This window comes from Rhizobacter sp. (genome assembly GCF_032229685.1).
Classification (GTDB): domain Bacteria; phylum Pseudomonadota; class Gammaproteobacteria; order Burkholderiales; family Burkholderiaceae_C; genus LMDS01.
Genome location: NZ_JAVTWP010000018.1, coordinates 56,278 through 72,583, shown reverse-complemented (window position 1 = coordinate 72,583; position 16,306 = coordinate 56,278). Strand labels below are relative to the sequence as shown.

The 16,306-nt window shown below is 67.2% G+C and carries 15 protein-coding genes; 10 read left to right on the top strand and 5 right to left on the bottom strand.

Annotated features, from left to right (window positions below; all coding sequences use genetic code 11):
• From AC30PD_RS08215 to AC30PD_RS08195, 5 genes are all read left to right on the top strand, one after another.
• A partial coding sequence (locus tag AC30PD_RS08215) for a hypothetical protein (protein WP_489535160.1) occupies positions 1 to 191 on the top strand: 191 nt, incomplete at its 5' end.
• A gap of 3 nt (positions 192 to 194) precedes the next feature.
• Positions 195 to 1,262, top strand: coding sequence for an ABC transporter ATP-binding protein (locus AC30PD_RS08210; protein ID WP_489535159.1), 1,068 nt, complete (start codon positions 195 to 197; stop codon positions 1,260 to 1,262).
• Between the two features lie 113 nt (positions 1,263 to 1,375).
• Complete coding sequence (gene tal / locus AC30PD_RS08205; RefSeq protein ID WP_489535158.1) at positions 1,376 to 2,326, top strand: transaldolase; 951 nt, start codon at positions 1,376 to 1,378, stop codon at positions 2,324 to 2,326.
• Entirely contained in the window at positions 2,323 to 3,972 is a 1,650-nt protein-coding gene (gene pgi / locus AC30PD_RS08200) for a glucose-6-phosphate isomerase (protein WP_489535157.1), read from the top strand. Before tal ends, pgi begins: the two co-directional genes overlap by 4 nt.
• A gap of 81 nt (positions 3,973 to 4,053) precedes the next feature.
• Complete coding sequence (locus AC30PD_RS08195; RefSeq protein WP_489535156.1) at positions 4,054 to 5,070, top strand: hypothetical protein; 1,017 nt, start codon at positions 4,054 to 4,056, stop codon at positions 5,068 to 5,070.
• Between the two features lie 12 nt (positions 5,071 to 5,082).
• Here AC30PD_RS08195 and AC30PD_RS08190 read toward each other — a convergent pair whose 3' ends face one another.
• Together AC30PD_RS08190 and AC30PD_RS08185 are read right to left on the bottom strand one after the other, a co-directional pair.
• The gene (locus AC30PD_RS08190) at positions 5,083 to 6,060 is read right to left on the bottom strand and encodes a Bug family tripartite tricarboxylate transporter substrate binding protein (protein ID WP_489535155.1); all 978 of its coding nucleotides are present in this window, start codon (positions 6,058 to 6,060) and stop codon (positions 5,083 to 5,085) included.
• Between the two features lie 16 nt (positions 6,061 to 6,076).
• Entirely contained in the window at positions 6,077 to 7,318 is a 1,242-nt protein-coding gene (locus AC30PD_RS08185) for a pyridoxal-phosphate-dependent aminotransferase family protein (RefSeq protein WP_489535154.1), read from the bottom strand.
• A gap of 123 nt (positions 7,319 to 7,441) precedes the next feature.
• Between AC30PD_RS08185 and AC30PD_RS08180 the strand changes: the two genes are divergently transcribed.
• Genes AC30PD_RS08180 through AC30PD_RS08170 form a run of 3 tightly spaced genes read left to right on the top strand, consistent with a single transcriptional unit; the run spans position 7,442 to position 11,812 of the window.
• The gene (locus tag AC30PD_RS08180; protein ID WP_489535153.1) at positions 7,442 to 8,131 is read left to right on the top strand and encodes a GntR family transcriptional regulator; all 690 of its coding nucleotides are present in this window, start codon (positions 7,442 to 7,444) and stop codon (positions 8,129 to 8,131) included.
• A gap of 10 nt (positions 8,132 to 8,141) precedes the next feature.
• A complete protein-coding gene (locus AC30PD_RS08175; protein WP_489535152.1) occupies positions 8,142 to 11,186 on the top strand; it encodes an FAD-binding and (Fe-S)-binding domain-containing protein in 3,045 nt (1,014 codons plus the stop codon).
• Positions 11,183 to 11,812, top strand: coding sequence for an HAD family hydrolase (locus tag AC30PD_RS08170; RefSeq protein ID WP_489535151.1), 630 nt, complete (start codon positions 11,183 to 11,185; stop codon positions 11,810 to 11,812). The genes AC30PD_RS08175 and AC30PD_RS08170 overlap by 4 nt, the downstream gene beginning before the upstream one ends.
• A 7-nt stretch (positions 11,813 to 11,819) precedes the next feature.
• Here the strand turns inward: AC30PD_RS08170 and AC30PD_RS08165 are convergent, their stop codons facing one another.
• Together AC30PD_RS08165 and AC30PD_RS08160 are read right to left on the bottom strand one after the other, a co-directional pair.
• Complete coding sequence (locus tag AC30PD_RS08165; protein ID WP_489535150.1) at positions 11,820 to 12,914, bottom strand: M14 family metallopeptidase; 1,095 nt, start codon at positions 12,912 to 12,914, stop codon at positions 11,820 to 11,822.
• A 14-nt stretch (positions 12,915 to 12,928) separates the two neighbouring features.
• Positions 12,929 to 14,122 (bottom strand): M20 aminoacylase family protein, encoded by a 1,194-nt coding sequence (locus AC30PD_RS08160; RefSeq protein WP_489535149.1) that lies wholly within the window; start codon positions 14,120 to 14,122, stop codon positions 12,929 to 12,931.
• A gap of 168 nt (positions 14,123 to 14,290) precedes the next feature.
• Here AC30PD_RS08160 and AC30PD_RS08155 point away from each other — a divergent pair, with 168 nt between their 5' ends.
• The gene (locus tag AC30PD_RS08155; protein ID WP_489535148.1) at positions 14,291 to 14,509 is read left to right on the top strand and encodes a hypothetical protein; all 219 of its coding nucleotides are present in this window, start codon (positions 14,291 to 14,293) and stop codon (positions 14,507 to 14,509) included.
• The gene (locus tag AC30PD_RS08150; RefSeq protein ID WP_489535147.1) at positions 14,506 to 15,045 is read left to right on the top strand and encodes a peroxiredoxin; all 540 of its coding nucleotides are present in this window, start codon (positions 14,506 to 14,508) and stop codon (positions 15,043 to 15,045) included. Before AC30PD_RS08155 ends, AC30PD_RS08150 begins: the two co-directional genes overlap by 4 nt.
• Before the next feature lie 19 nt (positions 15,046 to 15,064).
• On the opposite strand, the gene AC30PD_RS08145 is transcribed toward AC30PD_RS08150, so the two are convergent.
• The gene (locus tag AC30PD_RS08145) at positions 15,065 to 16,189 is read right to left on the bottom strand and encodes an ABC transporter substrate-binding protein (RefSeq protein WP_489535146.1); all 1,125 of its coding nucleotides are present in this window, start codon (positions 16,187 to 16,189) and stop codon (positions 15,065 to 15,067) included.
• Positions 16,190 to 16,306: the final 117 nt, after the last annotated feature.

Sequence of the window (16,306 nt, the reverse complement as noted above, 5' to 3'; positions counted from 1 at the left end):
TCGTGTTCCTCGTCACCGCCGAGAACGAACTCGCCACCACCTACATCATCGGCCGGGTCGGCAACGGCGACTACGGCGTGGCGCTGGCCTACTGCACGGTGCTGATCGTGTTGATGTCGCTCGCGATCGCACTGATCCAGTGGCTGGTCGGTGAAAGAAAGCTCGGCCGCAGGGCCGTGGGAGGGCATTGAGCCATGAACGACAACCAGACCGGCACCGGCATCGAGTTCCGCCACGTCAGCAAACGCTATGGCAGCGATGCCAACGCGCCGCTGGCGGTGAAGGACATCAGCTTCACGGTGCGCAAGGGCACGCTCACGACCATTCTCGGCCCGAGCGGCTGCGGCAAGACGACCACGCTGCGCATGATCGCCGGGCTCGAAGCACCGAGCGGCGGGCAGATCTTCATCGACGGCGTGGATGTGACCACGCTCGGCCCGGCCGAGCGCAACGTGAGCATGGTGTTCCAGAGTTATGCGCTGTTCCCGCACATGAACGTGCTGGCCAACGTGTCCTACGGCCTCACGGTTTCGGGCGTGAAGAAAGAAGAGATCGCGCAGCGAGCCCAGGCCGCGATGGCCACCGTGGGCCTCACCGGCTTCGACCAGCGCCTGCCGAGCGAACTCTCGGGCGGCCAGCAGCAGCGGGTGGCGCTGGCGCGCGCGCTGGTGCTCGAGCCGGCGGTGCTGCTGTTCGACGAACCGCTGTCGAACCTCGACGCGCGGCTGCGCCGCTCGATGCGCGAAGAGATCCGCACGCTGCAGCAGCGGCTGGGGCTCACCGTGGCCTACGTTACCCACGACCAGAGCGAAGCGCTCGCGGTGAGCGACCAGATCATCGTGATGGACCATGGCGTGATCGCGCAGGCCGGCACGCCGCACGATCTGTACGAACGCCCGGGCAGCGAGTTCGTCGCCGGTTTCATGGGCGAGGCGATGCTCTTCGACGGCGCTTCGGCGGCCGACGGTTCGGTGCGCCTCGGCCCGATCACGCTGCCGCGCACGCAGGCGCAGGCGCTCGCGGCGGGCAAGGTCAAGGTGGCGGTGCGGCCCGAGGCCTGGCAGGTGCTGCCCGCCGGCGCGGGCGAACTGGCCGGCACCGTGGAAAAGAGCGCCTACCTTGGCAGCTTTCACGAGTACACGTTCGCGACCGAACTCGGCGCGATCTTCGTCGTTTCGCCCGACGTGGAACGGGTCTGGAAGCCGGGCGACGCCGTCAGCCTGCGGCTGGCGGGGCACGGCTTGTCGGTGGTGGCGGCGTAGTTCGCCAAGGCCTGCGCCGCCGGTTACTTTCGGCAAACAACTTGGGGGCCCAGCCCGCCAATCGTCACGCGCCGGGGTTCTAATGAGCGCTTCGATGTGTTGACTTCGCGGCCATGAACCAGCTCGACCAGCTCAAACAATGCACCACGGTGGTTGCCGACACCGGCAACTTCAAGGAACTGGCGCAGTTCGCGCCGCGCGACGCCACCACCAACCCGTCGCTGATCCTGAAGGCGGTGCAGCAGCCCGAATACGCACCGCTGCTCGCCGCGGCCGTGGCGCAACACCAACGCGAACGTGTCGACGCCATCGTCGACGAGGTGCTGGTGCGCTTCGGCCTCGAGATATTGAAGATCGTGCCCGGCCGTGTCTCGACCGAGGTCGACGCGCGCCTGAGCTTCGACACCGCCGCCACCGTGGCCCGCGCGCACCACATCATGGCCTTGTACGAACAGGCGGGTGTGAGCCGCGAGCGCGTGTTGATCAAGATCGCGTCGACGTGGGAAGGTATCCAGGCCGCGCGCATTCTCGAACACGAAGGCATGCACTGCAACCTGACGCTGCTGTTTTCCTTCTGCCAGGCGGTGGCGTGTGGCGATGCGGGCGTGACGCTGATCTCGCCGTTCGTCGGCCGCATCTACGACTGGCACAAGAAGGCGGCCGGCAGCACCTGGGACGAAGCCGCCCACGGCGGCGCGAACGACCCGGGCGTCAAATCGGTGGCGCAGATCTACACCTACTACAAGAAGTTCGGCGTCACGACCGAGGTGATGGGTGCGAGCTTCCGCAACGTCGGGCAGATCGCTGCGCTGGCCGGCTGCGACCTGCTGACGATCAGCCCCGACCTGCTGGCTGCGCTGCAGAAGAGCGAAGCCGCTTTGCCCCGCGCGCTCGACCCGGCCGCGGCGCGCGCCGCGAAGATCCACGCCATGACACTCAACGAAGCGAGCTTCCGCTACGCGCTCAACGAAGACGCGATGGCGACCGAAAAACTCGCCGAAGGCATTCGCAGTTTCGCGGCCGACGCCGGCCGGCTCGACAAGATGATCGAGGGGATGAAATGAGCAGCAGCAACGACGGCAGCTTCACCCGCTGTGACCGCACGCCCGCGTGGGCCGCGCTGAAAGGCCACTTCGAAGGGCATGGCCGCGAGTTCGACGTGCGTGAGGCGTTCGCGCGCGACGCCGGGCGCTTCGAAGCCTTCGCTGTCGAAGCCCCCGAAGTCTTCGCCGACTTGTCGAAGAACCTGATCGACACCGCGACAAGGCGCTTCCTGCTCGACCTGGCGCGCGAGTGCGGCGTCGAGGCGCGGCGCGACGCGATGCTGGCCGGCGCGCCGATCAACACGACCGAAGGCCGCGCGGTCTTGCACACGGCCCTGCGTGCACCGCACACGTCGGCGATCGGCCGCTCCTTGCCTGAAGTCGAACAGGTGCTCGGTTCGATGCTCGCGTATGTGGAAACGGTGCGCGACACGCCGGCCAGCGGCATCCGGCACATCGTCAACATCGGCATCGGCGGCAGCGACCTCGGGCCGCAGATGGTGGTGCCGGCGCTCGACGCCTTCGCGCACCCGGGCCTCACGCTGCACTTCGTCTCGAACGTCGACGGCCACGACATCACGCCGGTGCTGCGCAAGCTGAAAGCGAGCGAAACGCTTTTCATCGTCGCGAGCAAGACCTTCACCACGCAAGAGACCATGGCCAACGCGATGGCGGCCAAGGCCTGGTTCACGGCCAACGGCGGCACCGACACCGCGAAACACTTCGTGGCCACCACCACCAACGTGAAGGCCGCGGCCGACTTCGGCATCACCACGACCTTCGGGTTCTGGGACTGGGTGGGTGGCCGCTACTCGCTGTGGTCGGCGATCGGCCTGCCGATCGCGCTGGCCATCGGCGCCGACAATTTCCGCGCGCTGCTCGCCGGTGCGCACGCGATGGACGAGCACTTCGCACACGCGCCGGCCGAGCAGAACCTGCCGCTGCTGCTGGGCTTGCTCGACGTCTGGTACCGCAACTTCCACGGCTTCACGAGCCGCAGCGTCGCGCCCTACCACCAGGGCCTGAAGCGCCTGCCGGCCTATCTGCAGCAACTCGAGATGGAAAGCAACGGCAAGCGTGTCGACCTGGCCGGCGAGCCGCTTCCCTATGCCACCAGCCCGGTCGTGTGGGGCGAGCCCGGCACCAATGGGCAGCATGCGTACTTCCAGATGCTGCACCAGGGCACCGACGTGATCCCGGTCGAGTTCATCCTCGTCAAGCACCCCACGCATGGCCTGTCGGACCTGCACGGCCCGCTGCTCGAACAACTCGAACGCCAGCACATCATGCTGCTCGCCAACGGCCTGGCGCAGTCGCAGGCCCTGATGCAGGGCAAGAGTACCGAACAGGCGCAAGGCGAAAAGGCGCCGACCGCATCGAAGGAACTCGATGCGCTCACGCTGGCGCGCCACCGCACCTTTCCCGGCAACCGGCCGAGCACGACCTTCGTGCTGGACCAGCTCACGCCGCGTTCGCTCGGTGCCTTGATCGCGCTCTACGAACACCGTGTGTTCACGAGCGGCGCGCTGTGGGGCATCAACAGTTTCGACCAGTGGGGTGTGGAACTCGGCAAGGCACTGTGCAATGACTTGCTGCCGCGGCTGGCGACGGGGGATGTCACGGGCTTGGATGCTTCTACGGCGGGGTTGATGGCGCGCTTGCGTTAGGGCTCGTCAACGCCATCGGCAGCGGCTTGGCGCCGCCTCTCACGGCTATCATCTTTCGATCGCCTTGAGAAGAAAGACGCCATGTTCCGCAAGCTGTTTTGTATCGCCTTCGCCGCCATCTTGCAGGGCTGTGCCACCCCGCCGCCCGCCGCGCCCTATGACCCGCTCACGATGGCCAAGGTGTACGACACCGCAGAGGGTGGTGGGCCCGGGGGCGGCACGTTTTTCATGCTCATGGAAGTCAACGGCAAGCCGACCGCCTACACGAGCCTGGCGGCGAGCCAGCGCGCGAGCTTCGGGCGGGGCATGGACATGCGCATCGTCGATGTCGAGCGCCCTGTGCAGGCGGGAAAGGTCGCGCTCAAGCTCAAGGCGGTGGTCGACTACGCGGCGCCGATCCAGTCGATCTTCGCCAAAAAGCGCGATCCGCTCGAAGGCGTGATCGAGGTCGAACTCAAGCCCGGCTCGCGCTACCGCGTGACCGGCGCGATGGACGAGCTGCGCAACGAAGTCTGGCTGGAAGACGTGCAAGGCAACCAGCTGGTCGGCCGCAAGATCGTCTCGGCGCCGACCGCCGCGGCGCGGCTCGCCGCCACCGCCGACCTTCGCTACACCTGCTGCAACTTCCACCACGACAGCGAAGGCTGGATCAGCGACGCGAACTGGATCGACCAGCCCTTCGTTCCGCCCGGCACGCCGCTTCGGGTCTACGAGGTGGGGAGTGACCGGGCCAAGGCGATGGTCGACGGCAAGCTGATGTGGCTGGGGCTCGACTACGGCCGCAAGCAGCAGTCGATGCAACAGATGATCGGCAAGCTGACGAGCGCCGAAGACCCGAAGGCCCGCTTCAGCGCCTGGCCGGCCGAGATTCAGGCGGCGGTGCGCGCGGGCAAGCTGCTGATCGGCATGACCAAAGAGCAGGCGACTGTCGCGATCGGCTACCCGCGCACCGACATCACCAGTTCACTCGACCTGCCGCGCTGGCGCTACCGCACCCAGCGGGACGTGGAATTCGCGCTGGTGTGGGACGCCGAGCAACGGCTGGGCGCGGTCGAGGCACCGGCCGATGTCAGGCCGCTCGTGGTCTTTGTTCCCTGAGCGCGATCGGCTTCAGGAATCGACCTTCACGTTCCCGTCCTTCACCACCTTCGCCCACTTCGTGATCTCGGTGCGAATGAACTGCGCGAACTTGTCCGGCGAACCACCGCCGTCTTCGGCGCCGTAGGTGTCGAGCTTTTCCTGCACGTCGGGCATCGCGAGCACGGTGTTCACGTCGCGGTTGATCTTCTGCGCGATCGGCGTCGGCAGCTTGCCGGGGCCGACCAGGCCGTACCACGTGGTGGCCTCGAAGCCGGCGAAGCCCTGCTCCTGCATCGTCGGCACGGTCGGGTGGCCCTTGGCGCGTTTGGCGCGCGTCTGCGCCACACCGAGCACCTTGCCGCTCTTCACGTGCGGCGTGGCCGCCGTCATGGTCTCGAAGCTGTACTGGATCTGCCCGCCCATCAGGTCGGTGAGCAGCGGGCCGCTGCCCTTGTAGGGCACGTGGATCGCATCGACCTTGGCTTGCAGCTTGAACATCTCGAGCGCCAGGTGCTGGGCCGAACCCTGGCCCGCCGAGCCGAAGCTCACCTTGCCCGGCTCGGCCTTGCACAAGGCCACGATCTCGGCCACGGTCTTGGCTTGCTGGCCCGGGTGCGCGATCAGCAGGTTGGGCGTGACGCCCACCATCACGATCGGTACGAAATCGCGCTCCACGCTGTAGCGCAGCTTGGGTTGCAGGCTGGGCGCGAGCGCGTGGCTGTTGATGTGCGCCATCAGCAGCGTGCTGCCGTCGCTGGGTTGCTGCGCCACGTATTCGGCCGCCAGCACGCCGGCCACGCCAGCCTTGTTTTCCACGATGACCTGCTGGTTCCACATCACGGTGAGCTTCTGCCCCACCACGCGCGCCAGCGCATCGGTGCCACCGCCGGGCGGAAAGCCGACGATGATGCGCACCGGGCCGCTCGGCCACTCTTGCGCGAACAGGCGCGGCACGCCGAGCGTGGCGGCGGCGCCGCCGAGGGCTTGAATGAGGGTGCGTCGTTGCATGGTGATGTCCTTGGTCTCAGGCGTTGTTCTTGACGAGGGCCGGGGCCGGGTGATTCGCGAAGTGATCCATGGCCGCCTGCACGCCGCTGCCGGCGAGCTTCACGCCGGCGAGCTTCAGGCCCATCTCGCAGCCGGCCACGGTGGCGAGCAGGGTCAGGTCGTTGCTGTCGCCGAGGTGGCCGATGCGGAACATGCGGCCCTTCAGCTTGCCCAGGCCGGTGCCGAGCGAGAGGTCGAAGCGTTCGTGGATCAGGCGGCGCACGGCGTCGGCGTCCACGCCCTCGGGCAGGATCACGCCGGTGAGGATCGGCGAGTAGACGGCCGGGTCGGCACACTGGATCGGCAGGCCCCAAGCGTTCACCGCGGCGCGCACGCCGGCGGCCCAGCGCTGGTGGCGTGCGAACACTTTTGGCAGGCCTTCGGCGCGCAGCATGTCGAGCGCTTCGTTCAGGCCGTAGAGCAGGTTGGTGTTCGGGGTGGACGGCCAGTAGCCGTCCTTGTTCATCTCGACCATCTCGTCCCAGGCCCAGAAGGCGCGAGGCAGCTTGGCCGACTTGTTCGCTTCGAGTGCGCGTGGAGACAAGGCGTTGAAGCTGATGCCGGGCGGCAGCATCAGGCCTTTCTGCGAGCCGCTGATCGAGACGTCCACACCCCAGGCGTCGTGTTCGTAGTCGGCGCTGGCCAGGCCGGAGATGGTGTCGACCATCAGCAGCGCCGGGTGGCGCGCGGCGTCGAGCGCCTGACGCACTTTGATGATGTTCGAGGTGGCGCCGGTCGAGGTTTCGTTATGCACCACGCACACCGCCTTGATGCGGTGTTCCTGGTCTTGCCGCAGCCGCGCTTCGATCAGGTCGGCCTGCACGCCGCGGCGCCAGCTTGGCGCGTGGGGCAACACCGGGTCGTCGCCGGCGAACGCGAGCACCTCGGTCGACAGGCCCAGGCGCTTGGCGAGCTTGGCCCACAGGCTCGCGAAGTGCCCGGTCTCGTACATCAGCACGTGGTCGCCGGGGCTCAGGGTGTTGACGAGCGCGGCTTCCCAGGCGCCGGTGCCCGAGGCCGGGTAGATCATCACCGGGTGCTGGGTCTTGAAGACTTCGCGGATGCCTGACAGCACGCGCCGCCCGAGCGCGCCGAACTCGGGGCCGCGGTGGTCGATGGTGGGCAGGCTCATCGCGCGCAGGATGCGGTCGGGCACCGGGCTCGGGCCGGGGATCTGCAGGAAATGGCGGCCGGTGGGGTGGTAGTCGAGTTGCAGCATGGAGCACCTTTCGCAGCGAAGTTTTGCATGCAAATATACTTGCCGGCCTATCGTATTCCCTGAATACCCATGATTGCCCGTCATCAAGAATGAATGCAAAATGCATAAAGAAGAAGGAAGCCCATGGCCGAAGTGATCGAGATCTCCCGCCTCGCGCTGCACGACCAGGTCGTGTCGAAGCTGCGCACGATGCTGGTCGAAGGGCGCATCGCGCCCGGCGCTAAGCTCAACGAACGCGAGCTGTCGGAGCAGTTGCGCGTCTCGCGCACACCGCTGCGCGAAGCGATCAAGCTGCTCGCCGCCGAAGGCCTGGTCGACCTGTTGCCGAACCGCGGTGCGGTCGCGGTCAAGCTCACCGAAGCCGACGTGCTCAACACCTTCGAGCTGCTCGGCATGCTCGAAGGCCTGTCGGGCGAGCTCGCCGCGCAGCGCATCACCGAGCCCGAGCTCGCTGAGCTGCGGGCCCTGCACTACGAGATGCTCGCGTGTTTTTCGCGCCGAGACCTGTCGGGCTACTACCGGCTGAACGCACGCATCCACGCCGGCATCAACGAAGCGGCGAAGAACCCGCTGCTGACCAGCACCTACCGTTCGGTCAACGCGCGCGTGCAGTCGCTGCGCTTTCGCACCAACCAGGACGAAGCCAAGTGGAAGCGTGCCGTGGCCGAACACGAAGCGATGCTGAAGGCGCTCGAAGCGCATGACGCTGCTGCGCTGCGCACGGTATTGATGGCGCACCTGGTGAGCAAGCGCGACCGTGTGCTCGCGTTGATGCGCGCTGGTGAGGTGTATCCGCAGGCCGAGAAAGCGTGAGCGCACCGACATGCTGATCGACACCCCGCAGCGCCTGGCCCCGCTCGGCACCGAGCTGCCGCACAACGACGTGAGCGAGGCGCTGGCCCGGCGCCTGCACAGCGAGACTGAAGGGGCGGTGATGTTCGACGCTGCGTCGCGTGGGCGTTATGCCACCGACGCGTCGATCTACCAGATCATGCCGGTCGGGGTGTTCGTGCCGACGAACGAGCGCGACATCGCGACCGCGCTCCAGATCGCGCGCGAGCTCAAGGCGCCGGTGCTGGCGCGTGGCGGCGGCACCAGCCAGTGCGGGCAGACGACCGGTGCGGCGCTGGTCATCGACAACAGCAAACACTTCCGGCGCGTGCTCGACGTGAACGTGGCGGAGCGCACCGCAGTCGTCGAACCCGGCCTCGTGCTCGACCACCTGAACGCGCAGCTGAAGGCGCACGGCCTGTGGTTTCCGGTCGACGTGTCGACCAGCGCGCAGGCCACGCTCGGTGGCATGGCGGGCAACAATTCCTGCGGTTCGCGCTCGATCGCCTACGGCAACATGGTGCACAACGTGGTCGGCGCCAGCGCGTGGTTGTCGAGCGGCGAATTGCTCGACTTCGGGCCGGTGCCTGGGCTGAGCGGCCGCGCGGCCGGCATCGCTTCGTTCGTGCGTGGCCTGGCTTCGCAGCACTCGGCCGAGATCGAAAGCCGCTGGCCGAAGGTGATGCGGCGCGTTGCAGGCTACAACCTCGACATCTTCCAGAACCAGAGCGAGCGGCCGTACACGAATGATGGCAGCGTGAACCTCGCGCACCTGCTGATCGGCGCCGAAGGCACGCTCGCGTACACCCGCAGCCTGACGCTGCAACTGGCCGAGCTGCCGCGGGCCAAGGTGCTGGGTGTCGTCAACTTCCCGACCTTTCACGCGGCGATGGACGCGGCACAGCACATCGTCAAGCTCGGGCCGACCGCGGTCGAGTTGGTCGACCGCACGATGATCGAGCTGAGCCTGGCGAACCCGGCGTTCCGGCCGACGGTCGAGACCGCGTTGATCGGCAAGCCGGCGGCGATATTGCTGGTCGAGTTCTCGGGCAACGACAAGGCCGCGCTGTTGCCGAAGCTGCGCGACCTCGTCGCGCTGATGGGCGACCTGGGCCTGCCCGGCAGCGTGGTCGAAATGGCTGAAGCCGCGCCGCAGAAAGCGCTGTGGGACGTGCGCAAGGCCGGCCTGAACATCATGATGAGCCTGAAGGGCGACGGCAAGCCGGTCAGCTTCATCGAAGACTGCGCCGTGCCGCTCGAACACCTGGCCGAGTACACCGACGCGCTCACCGAGGTCTTCGCGCGCCACGGCAGCCGCGGCACCTGGTACGCGCACGCGTCGGTCGGCACGCTGCACGTGCGGCCGATCCTCGACATGCGGCGCGGTGGCGCCGCAAAGATGCGCGCCATTGCCGAAGAGGCCGCGGCGCTGGTGCGAAAGTACAAGGGCGCCTACAGCGGCGAACACGGTGACGGCTTGTGCCGCGGCGAATGGATCGAATGGCAGTTCGGCGGCGCGATCAACGAGGCCTTCCGCGCGATCAAGACCGAGCTCGACCCGATCGGCCTGTTCAACCCCGGCAAGATCATCGACCCGCCGAAGATGGACGACGGTTCGCTGTTCCGCTTTGCGCCGCCCGAAGCGCCGCGCCCGTACCGCACCATTGCGCTGAAGCCCGCGCTCGACTGGTCGGCCTGGAATGTGCAGAACGACCCGGTGACCGAGGCGACCACCGCGCCCGGCAGCGGCGGCGACACGACCGGCGGCCTGGCGAAGGCCGTCGAGATGTGCAACAACAACGGCCACTGCCGCCAGTTCGACGCCGGCACCATGTGCCCGAGCTACCGCGTCACGCGCGACGAACAGCACCTCACGCGTGGCCGCGCCAACACGCTGCGGCTGGCGCTCTCGGGCCAGCTTGGCGCCGATGCGTTCACGAGTGAAGCGATGGCCGAGACCATGGACCTGTGCGTCGGCTGCAAGGGCTGCAAGCGCGACTGCCCGACGGGCGTGGACATGGCGCGCATGAAGATCGAGTTCCTGTCGCACTACAAGGCGCGCCACGGCTTCAGCTTGAAAGACCGGCTCGTGGCTTACCTGCCCGACTACGCCTCGCTCGCCAGCCGCGTGCCGTGGTTGATGAACTTGCGCGACAGCTTGCCGGGCGCCGCCTGGCTGAGCGACAAACTGATCGGCCTGTCGGCGAAGCGTTCCTTGCCGCGCTGGCGCTCGGACACCTTCTGGCGTTCAAGCGAGCTGTCGATGTTCAGCAGCCAGGGCGATACGCTCGCCGCGGCAGCCGCGGGAGGCAAGACCGCGGTGCTGTTCGTCGACACCTTCAACGGCCACTTCGAGACCGAGAACGCGCTCGCTGCCGCGCGGGTGCTGAAGGCTGCCGGCTACACGCTGCACACCGTCTCGAAACCCGGCGCGCCACACTGCTGCGGCCGCACGTACCTCGCGAGTGGCAGGGTCGACGAAGCGAAGGCGAAGGCCGGCGCATTGATCGAGGCCTTATTGCCATTGGCCCGCGCCGGCGTCGCCATCGTCGGCCTGGAGCCGTCGTGCCTGCTCACGCTGCGTGACGAAACGCTGGTGATGAGCCTGGGCGAAGGCGCCGAGATCGTTGCGAAGCAGGCGCTGATGTTCGAGGAGTTCATCGCGCGTGAAGCGAAGGCCGGGCGCTTCGCGCTGAAGCTGAAGGCGGCCGATGCGCCGATCCTGTTGCACGGCCACTGCCACCAGAAGGCCTTCGGCGCGGTGAGTCCGATCCTCGACGTGTTGCGCCTCATCCCGGGCGCCCAGCCCGAGTTGATCGAGAGTTCGTGCTGCGGCATGGCGGGCAGCTTCGGCTACGAGGCGAAGCACTTCGAGGTCTCGATGCAGATGGCGGAGCTGAGCCTGCTGCCTGCGGTTCGCCGCGCACCCGATGCGATCGTGGTGGCCGACGGCACGAGCTGCCGGCATCAGATCAAGGACGGCGCGCAGCGCGAAGCGGTGCACGTGGCGGTGTTGCTCGACCGGCTGCGTGCATGAACGTGGTGTTCGACTTCGGCGGTGTGTTGTTCGACTGGCAGCCACACGAGTTCCTCTCGCGCCTGCTGCCCGAACGAACACCCACGCCGGAAGCAGCGCATGCGCTGGCGGCAGCCTTCTTCGAAGGCTACGGTGGCGATTGGGCCGCGTTCGACCGCGGCGCCATCGACCCCGAGGCGCTCGCGCAGACGATCGCACGCCGCACCGGCTTGCCCGTGCAAGACACACGCCGCGTGATCGACGGCGTGCCGCACGAGCTGCAACCGATGGCGGGCACCGTGGCCTTGCTCAGGCGCCTGCAAGCGGCCGGCCATGCGCTGTACTTTCTGTCGAACATGCCCGAGCCTTACGCGCAGCACCTGGAAGAGACCCACGATTTCCTGGGCCTCTTTCGCGACGGGGTGTTCTCGGCGCGCGTGAAGCTGATCAAGCCCGAGCCCGAGATCTACGCGCACCTGGTGCAGGCGTTCCACATCGACCCGGCCGACACGCTCTTCATCGACGACGTGGCCCTCAACGCCGAAGCGGCACGCGCTGCCGGCTGGCAGGCTGTGCATTTCGAGAACGCGGTTCAGTGCGAGCGTGAGCTCATGGTACGGGGGCTGCTGATGCCCGCCGAGGGCTGAAGCGCCCTCAGCGCCCCGCCAGCCCGCGCAGCGCGCCGTGCGCCGCGTCGACCGCCTGCTCGACGATCTGCTGCTTCCACGCGTCGGTGTCGGTGTAGAACGCGTCGCGCACCTGCCGCTTGATCTGCACGCGTTTTTCTTGCGGCGCGTCGGGGTGCAGCTCGAGCCACTGGTCGGCGCGCAGCGAGTTCATCACGTCCATCACCGGCACCGTGCCGTATTCGAGCGCCATGCCGGTGTACTCGGCCTGCGGGCATTCCTGGTAGGCCGACATCCACATCAGCCCCGTGAGCGGCGCGGACGACGAACTGCCGTCGTAGATGCTGGTGATCTTGTCGCCCCACCAGGCCTTGGCGCGCGCGAGCGCCTGCGCGTCGTCGCGGCACGCGAAGATGCGCTCGCCCACGCCGTTCGGCCCGAGACCGGTGTGCAGGTCGATCCAGCCGAGCTTCGCGCAGCGGGTGCCGTGTTCCTGCAGCACATGGCGCAGCGTGACCTGGCTCCAGGTCGGGTTGCGCCCGCCGTAGAACAGGCCTTCGGGGTGGCTGTGCTGCCCGCCCGAAATGGCCGCCTGGAACGCCGGCAGGCCACGCTCGGCGATGAAACGCTGCACGGTGGCGTTGGCTTCGTCCGACGGCGGCCAGGTCGGCGGCACCAGAACCGACGCGAGCTCTTCGTAGCCCTTGTTCACCGGCAGCGGCTGGCTGAAATCGTGGAAGTTGCGGTTCAGGTCGACGTTCTCGTGCGTGACCCGGCGCCACCACGAAAAGCCGTAGGGGTTGAGCGCGTGGATGTAGACCACCGCCACGCCGGCCTCATGCGCGGCGCGGCGCCACCCAGCGTCGCCGAGCAGCGCGACCTGCACGCCCGAGCCGCAATAACCTTCGACACCGTGGCAGGCGCTGCTGATGACGAGCACCTTGCTCGCCTCAAGCGGGCCGTCGCGTACCACGTCCATCGCCAGCGGCTCGCCGTCGCGGCCGAGCATCGGGTGGGCGTGGCTTTGCACGTCGAGGCCGGCGGCTTCGGTGGCGGCCAGGAACTTGCCACGCGCCTCTTTGTAGCTCTGCGAAAAATGGGTGCTCACGTTCGGGGTGCTCATGGTGTCAGAGGGTGTCATCGAGCTTTTGCGAGCCATTGTTCGGCCATGTTGACCCACAGCGTGGCGCCCAGCGGGATCAAGTCGTCGTTGAAGTCGTAGCTCGGGTTGTGCAGCATGCACGGGCCCATGCCGTGGCCGCCGATGCGGTGGCTGCCGTCGCCGTTGCCGATCAGGAAATAACAGCCGGGCTTCTCGAGCAGGAAGTAGCTGAAGTCTTCGGCGCCCATGGTCGGCTCGAACTCCTGCACGTTGTCGGCACCGACCAGCTGCGCCATCACGCCGCGCGCGAATTCGGTCTCGGCCGGGTGGTTGATGGTGGGGGGGTAGTTGCGCGAGAACTCGAACTCGCAGGTGGTGTCGAAAGCAGCGCAGGTGTGTTCGCTGATCTCTTTCATGCGGCGCTCGATCATGTCGAGCACCTCGAGCGTGAAGGTGCGCACCGTGCCCTGGATCTCGCAGCTGTCGGGCACCACGTTGGTGGCTTCGCCGGTGTGGATCATCGTCACCGAGATCACGCCGGCGTCGATCGGCCGCTTGTTGCGGCTGATGATGGTCTGGAAGCCCTGCACCAGCTGGCAGGCCACCGGCACCGGGTCCACACCGAGGTGCGGCATGGCGGCGTGCGAGCCCTTGCCGCGGATCACGATCTTGAACTCGTTGCTGCTCGCGAAACACGGCCCGTTCTTCAGCGCGAACTGGCCGACCGCCATGCCGGGCCAGTTGTGCGCGCCGAACATCGCTTCCATCGGGAACTTCTCGAACAGGCCGTCCTTGATCATCTCGCGCGCACCGCCGCCGCCCTCTTCGGCCGGCTGGAACACGAGGTACACGGTGCCGTCGTAGTTGCGGTGCTTGCTCAGGTGCTTGGCCGCGGCGAGCAGCATCGCGGTGTGGCCATCGTGGCCGCACGAGTGCATCTTGCCGGGGTGTTTGCTGGCGTGGGCGAAGGTGTTGTGCTCGGTCATCGGCAGCGCGTCGATGTCGGCGCGCAGGCCCACGGCGCGGTCGCTGGTGCCGTTCTTGAGGATCGCCACCACGCCGGTCGTGCCCAGGCCGCGGTGGATCGGAATCCCCCAGTCGGTGAGCTGCTTGGCGATCACGTCGGAGGTGCGCTTCTCTTCGAAGCACAGCTCGGGGTGGGCGTGGATGTCGCGTCGCACGGCGGCGATCGCGGCGGCGTCGGCGAGGATGGATTCGATCAAACGCATGGCGAGCTTCCTTCGTGGGGGGCGTGCAGGTCGAAATCAGTTTACCCGCGGCCCGGCGGTCGTGCGGGCGCTGCGGGTTTGCAGCCTTCGTGCCACGCGCGACCGGGCCGATCCGGGGCCGGCCGGATGTAGGAGACAATCGCGTCCCCTCATCCATGAATCTTGACAATGACCGTGACCACCAGCCACCCGAATCTGCCGCAGGGCTATGTGCAACTCACCGAAGGCCGCGTGCGCACGACCGACCTCGTCTTCGGCAAGGCTTCGAGCGAATGGAGCCAACCGCACGCCTTTGTCGTCGGCAGCTCGGTCGGCGAAGACGGCACCAAGGTGGCGCGCCGCAGCACCGAAGCGAAGAGCGCCCGCGTTCGTTCGCAGACAGCATGAGCCTGAAACACGCTGCCGTTCTGGCGCTCGCGCTGCTCGGCGCGAACGTCTCGGCGGCGTTGGCGGTGGGCGATGCCGCCCCCGACTTCACGGTGCCCGGCGCGCTCGGTGGCAAGCCCTTCAGCTTCTCGCTGGCCGAGGCGCTGAAGAAGGGGCCGGTGGTGCTGTACTTCTACCCGAAGGCCTTCACCTCCGGCTGCACCGCCGAAGCGCACGACTTCGCCGAAGCCACGCCGAAGTTCAATGCGCTCGGCGCCACCGTGGTCGGCATGTCGAACGACGACATCAAGACGCTGCAGAAGTTCTCGACCGAAGCTTGCCGAGACAAGTTCGCGGTGCTGGCTGACGCCGGCGGGCGCATCACGAAGCGCTACGACGCCGCGCTGACGAAAGGCCTGGAGATGGCCGACCGCATCTCGTACGTGATCGGGCCCCAGGGCAAGGTGCTCTATGTCTATTCGAGCTCGAACCCCGACGAGCACGTCAAGCGCACGCTCGCGGCGGTCGAGAAGCGGAAGGCCGCGAAAGCGCCCTGATTGAACCCGCAGGCGCTGCTCAGCGCCTGACCTTGCCGTCTTCGGTCAGCATCGACAAGTCGACGTAACGCGAAGCCACGTGTTCCTTCGGCCCGAAGTTCACGCTGAAGCCGCCGAAGCTCGCGTTCTGGATCGATTCCAGCCCGTTGATCAGCCCGTCGCGAGACGGGTTTCGGCCGGCGCGCTTCAGGCCTTCGGCGATCACCTTGGCGGCCAGATAACCTTCCATGCTCGAATAGTTCGGCGTCGCGTCGCCGCCAGCCTTGCGCACCGCTTCGAGGTATTCGCGCGAGATCGCGGTCGTGGTCGAGAACGGGAACGGCATCACCTGGCTGACCATGATGCCGCGGCCTTCCTTGCCGAGCTCGTCGGCCAGCGCCTGCGTGCCCACGAACGACACGTTGAAGAAGGTGCCGCCATAACCGGCCTTGCGTGCTTCGCGGATGAACGCCGCGCACGACTTGTAGGCGCTGATCTGCACCACGGCATCGGGCCCCTTGGTGGTGATGTCTTTCACCGCCTGGGCCACGTTCACGGTGTTGCGTTCGACGGTGCCGAGCGCCACGGGCTCGAGGTTGAGCGCCTTCAGCGCCCGCGTCACGCCTTCGAGGCCGGCCTTGCCGTAGGCGTCGTTCTGGTAGAAGACCGCGATCTTCTTCAGGCCCAGCGAGGTGAGCTGTTTGACGATCAGGCCGGTCTCGTCGTAGTACGAAGCGCGCAGGTGAAAGACCGGTTTGTGGAAGGGCTCGCGCAGCGCCTCGGCGCCGGTGAACGGGCCGAAGAACGGTATCTTCGCGTCGACCACCAGGGGCAGCGCGGCCAGGCAGGTGGGGGTGCCCACGTAGCCGAACAGGCCGAACACGTCGTCCTTGATGAACTTCTCGGTGTTGGCCTTGCATCGGTCGGGCTCGTAGCCGTCATCGAGCGTGCGCAGCTCGATGCTGGCGCCGTTCACGCCGCCGCCGGCGTTGATCGCATTGAAGGCGATGCGTGCACCCATGTTCATCTGGATGCCGAGCTGCGCGGCCGGCCCGCTGAACGCGGCCGACTGGCCGAGCACGATGCGGTTGTTCTGGGCCAGCGCCGGCAAGGCCAGCACGGCGCCCGAGGTGGCGAAGCGCTTGATGATGTCGCGACGATTCATGGTCATTTCCGGCGAAGTGGCGGCCCTGTGGCAACCCGCGAGCAGGATAAGGGCCAGGGTTTGCGCTCGCGCGCTCACGACCGTTGGTTCGCGCCATGCAAGCGCCACGGCTGTGCA

Excerpts from the sequence above, each read along its gene's own strand:
- AC30PD_RS08210 (WP_489535159.1), top strand. The coding sequence starts at position 195 with ATGAACGACAACCAGACCGGCACCGGCATCGAGTTCCGCCACGTCAGC.
- tal (WP_489535158.1), top strand. The coding sequence starts at position 1,376 with ATGAACCAGCTCGACCAGCTCAAACAATGCACCACGGTGGTTGCCGAC.
- pgi (WP_489535157.1), top strand. The coding sequence starts at position 2,323 with ATGAGCAGCAGCAACGACGGCAGCTTCACCCGCTGTGACCGCACGCCC.
- AC30PD_RS08195 (WP_489535156.1), top strand. The coding sequence starts at position 4,054 with ATGTTCCGCAAGCTGTTTTGTATCGCCTTCGCCGCCATCTTGCAGGGC.
- AC30PD_RS08190 (WP_489535155.1), bottom strand. The coding sequence starts at position 6,060 with ATGCAACGACGCACCCTCATTCAAGCCCTCGGCGGCGCCGCCGCCACG.
- AC30PD_RS08185 (WP_489535154.1), bottom strand. The coding sequence starts at position 7,318 with ATGCTGCAACTCGACTACCACCCCACCGGCCGCCATTTCCTGCAGATC.
- AC30PD_RS08180 (WP_489535153.1), top strand. The coding sequence starts at position 7,442 with ATGGCCGAAGTGATCGAGATCTCCCGCCTCGCGCTGCACGACCAGGTC.
- AC30PD_RS08175 (WP_489535152.1), top strand. The coding sequence starts at position 8,142 with ATGCTGATCGACACCCCGCAGCGCCTGGCCCCGCTCGGCACCGAGCTG.
- AC30PD_RS08170 (WP_489535151.1), top strand. The coding sequence starts at position 11,183 with ATGAACGTGGTGTTCGACTTCGGCGGTGTGTTGTTCGACTGGCAGCCA.
- AC30PD_RS08165 (WP_489535150.1), bottom strand. The coding sequence starts at position 12,914 with ATGAGCACCCCGAACGTGAGCACCCATTTTTCGCAGAGCTACAAAGAG.
- AC30PD_RS08160 (WP_489535149.1), bottom strand. The coding sequence starts at position 14,122 with ATGCGTTTGATCGAATCCATCCTCGCCGACGCCGCCGCGATCGCCGCC.
- AC30PD_RS08155 (WP_489535148.1), top strand. The coding sequence starts at position 14,291 with ATGACCGTGACCACCAGCCACCCGAATCTGCCGCAGGGCTATGTGCAA.
- AC30PD_RS08150 (WP_489535147.1), top strand. The coding sequence starts at position 14,506 with ATGAGCCTGAAACACGCTGCCGTTCTGGCGCTCGCGCTGCTCGGCGCG.
- AC30PD_RS08145 (WP_489535146.1), bottom strand. The coding sequence starts at position 16,189 with ATGAATCGTCGCGACATCATCAAGCGCTTCGCCACCTCGGGCGCCGTG.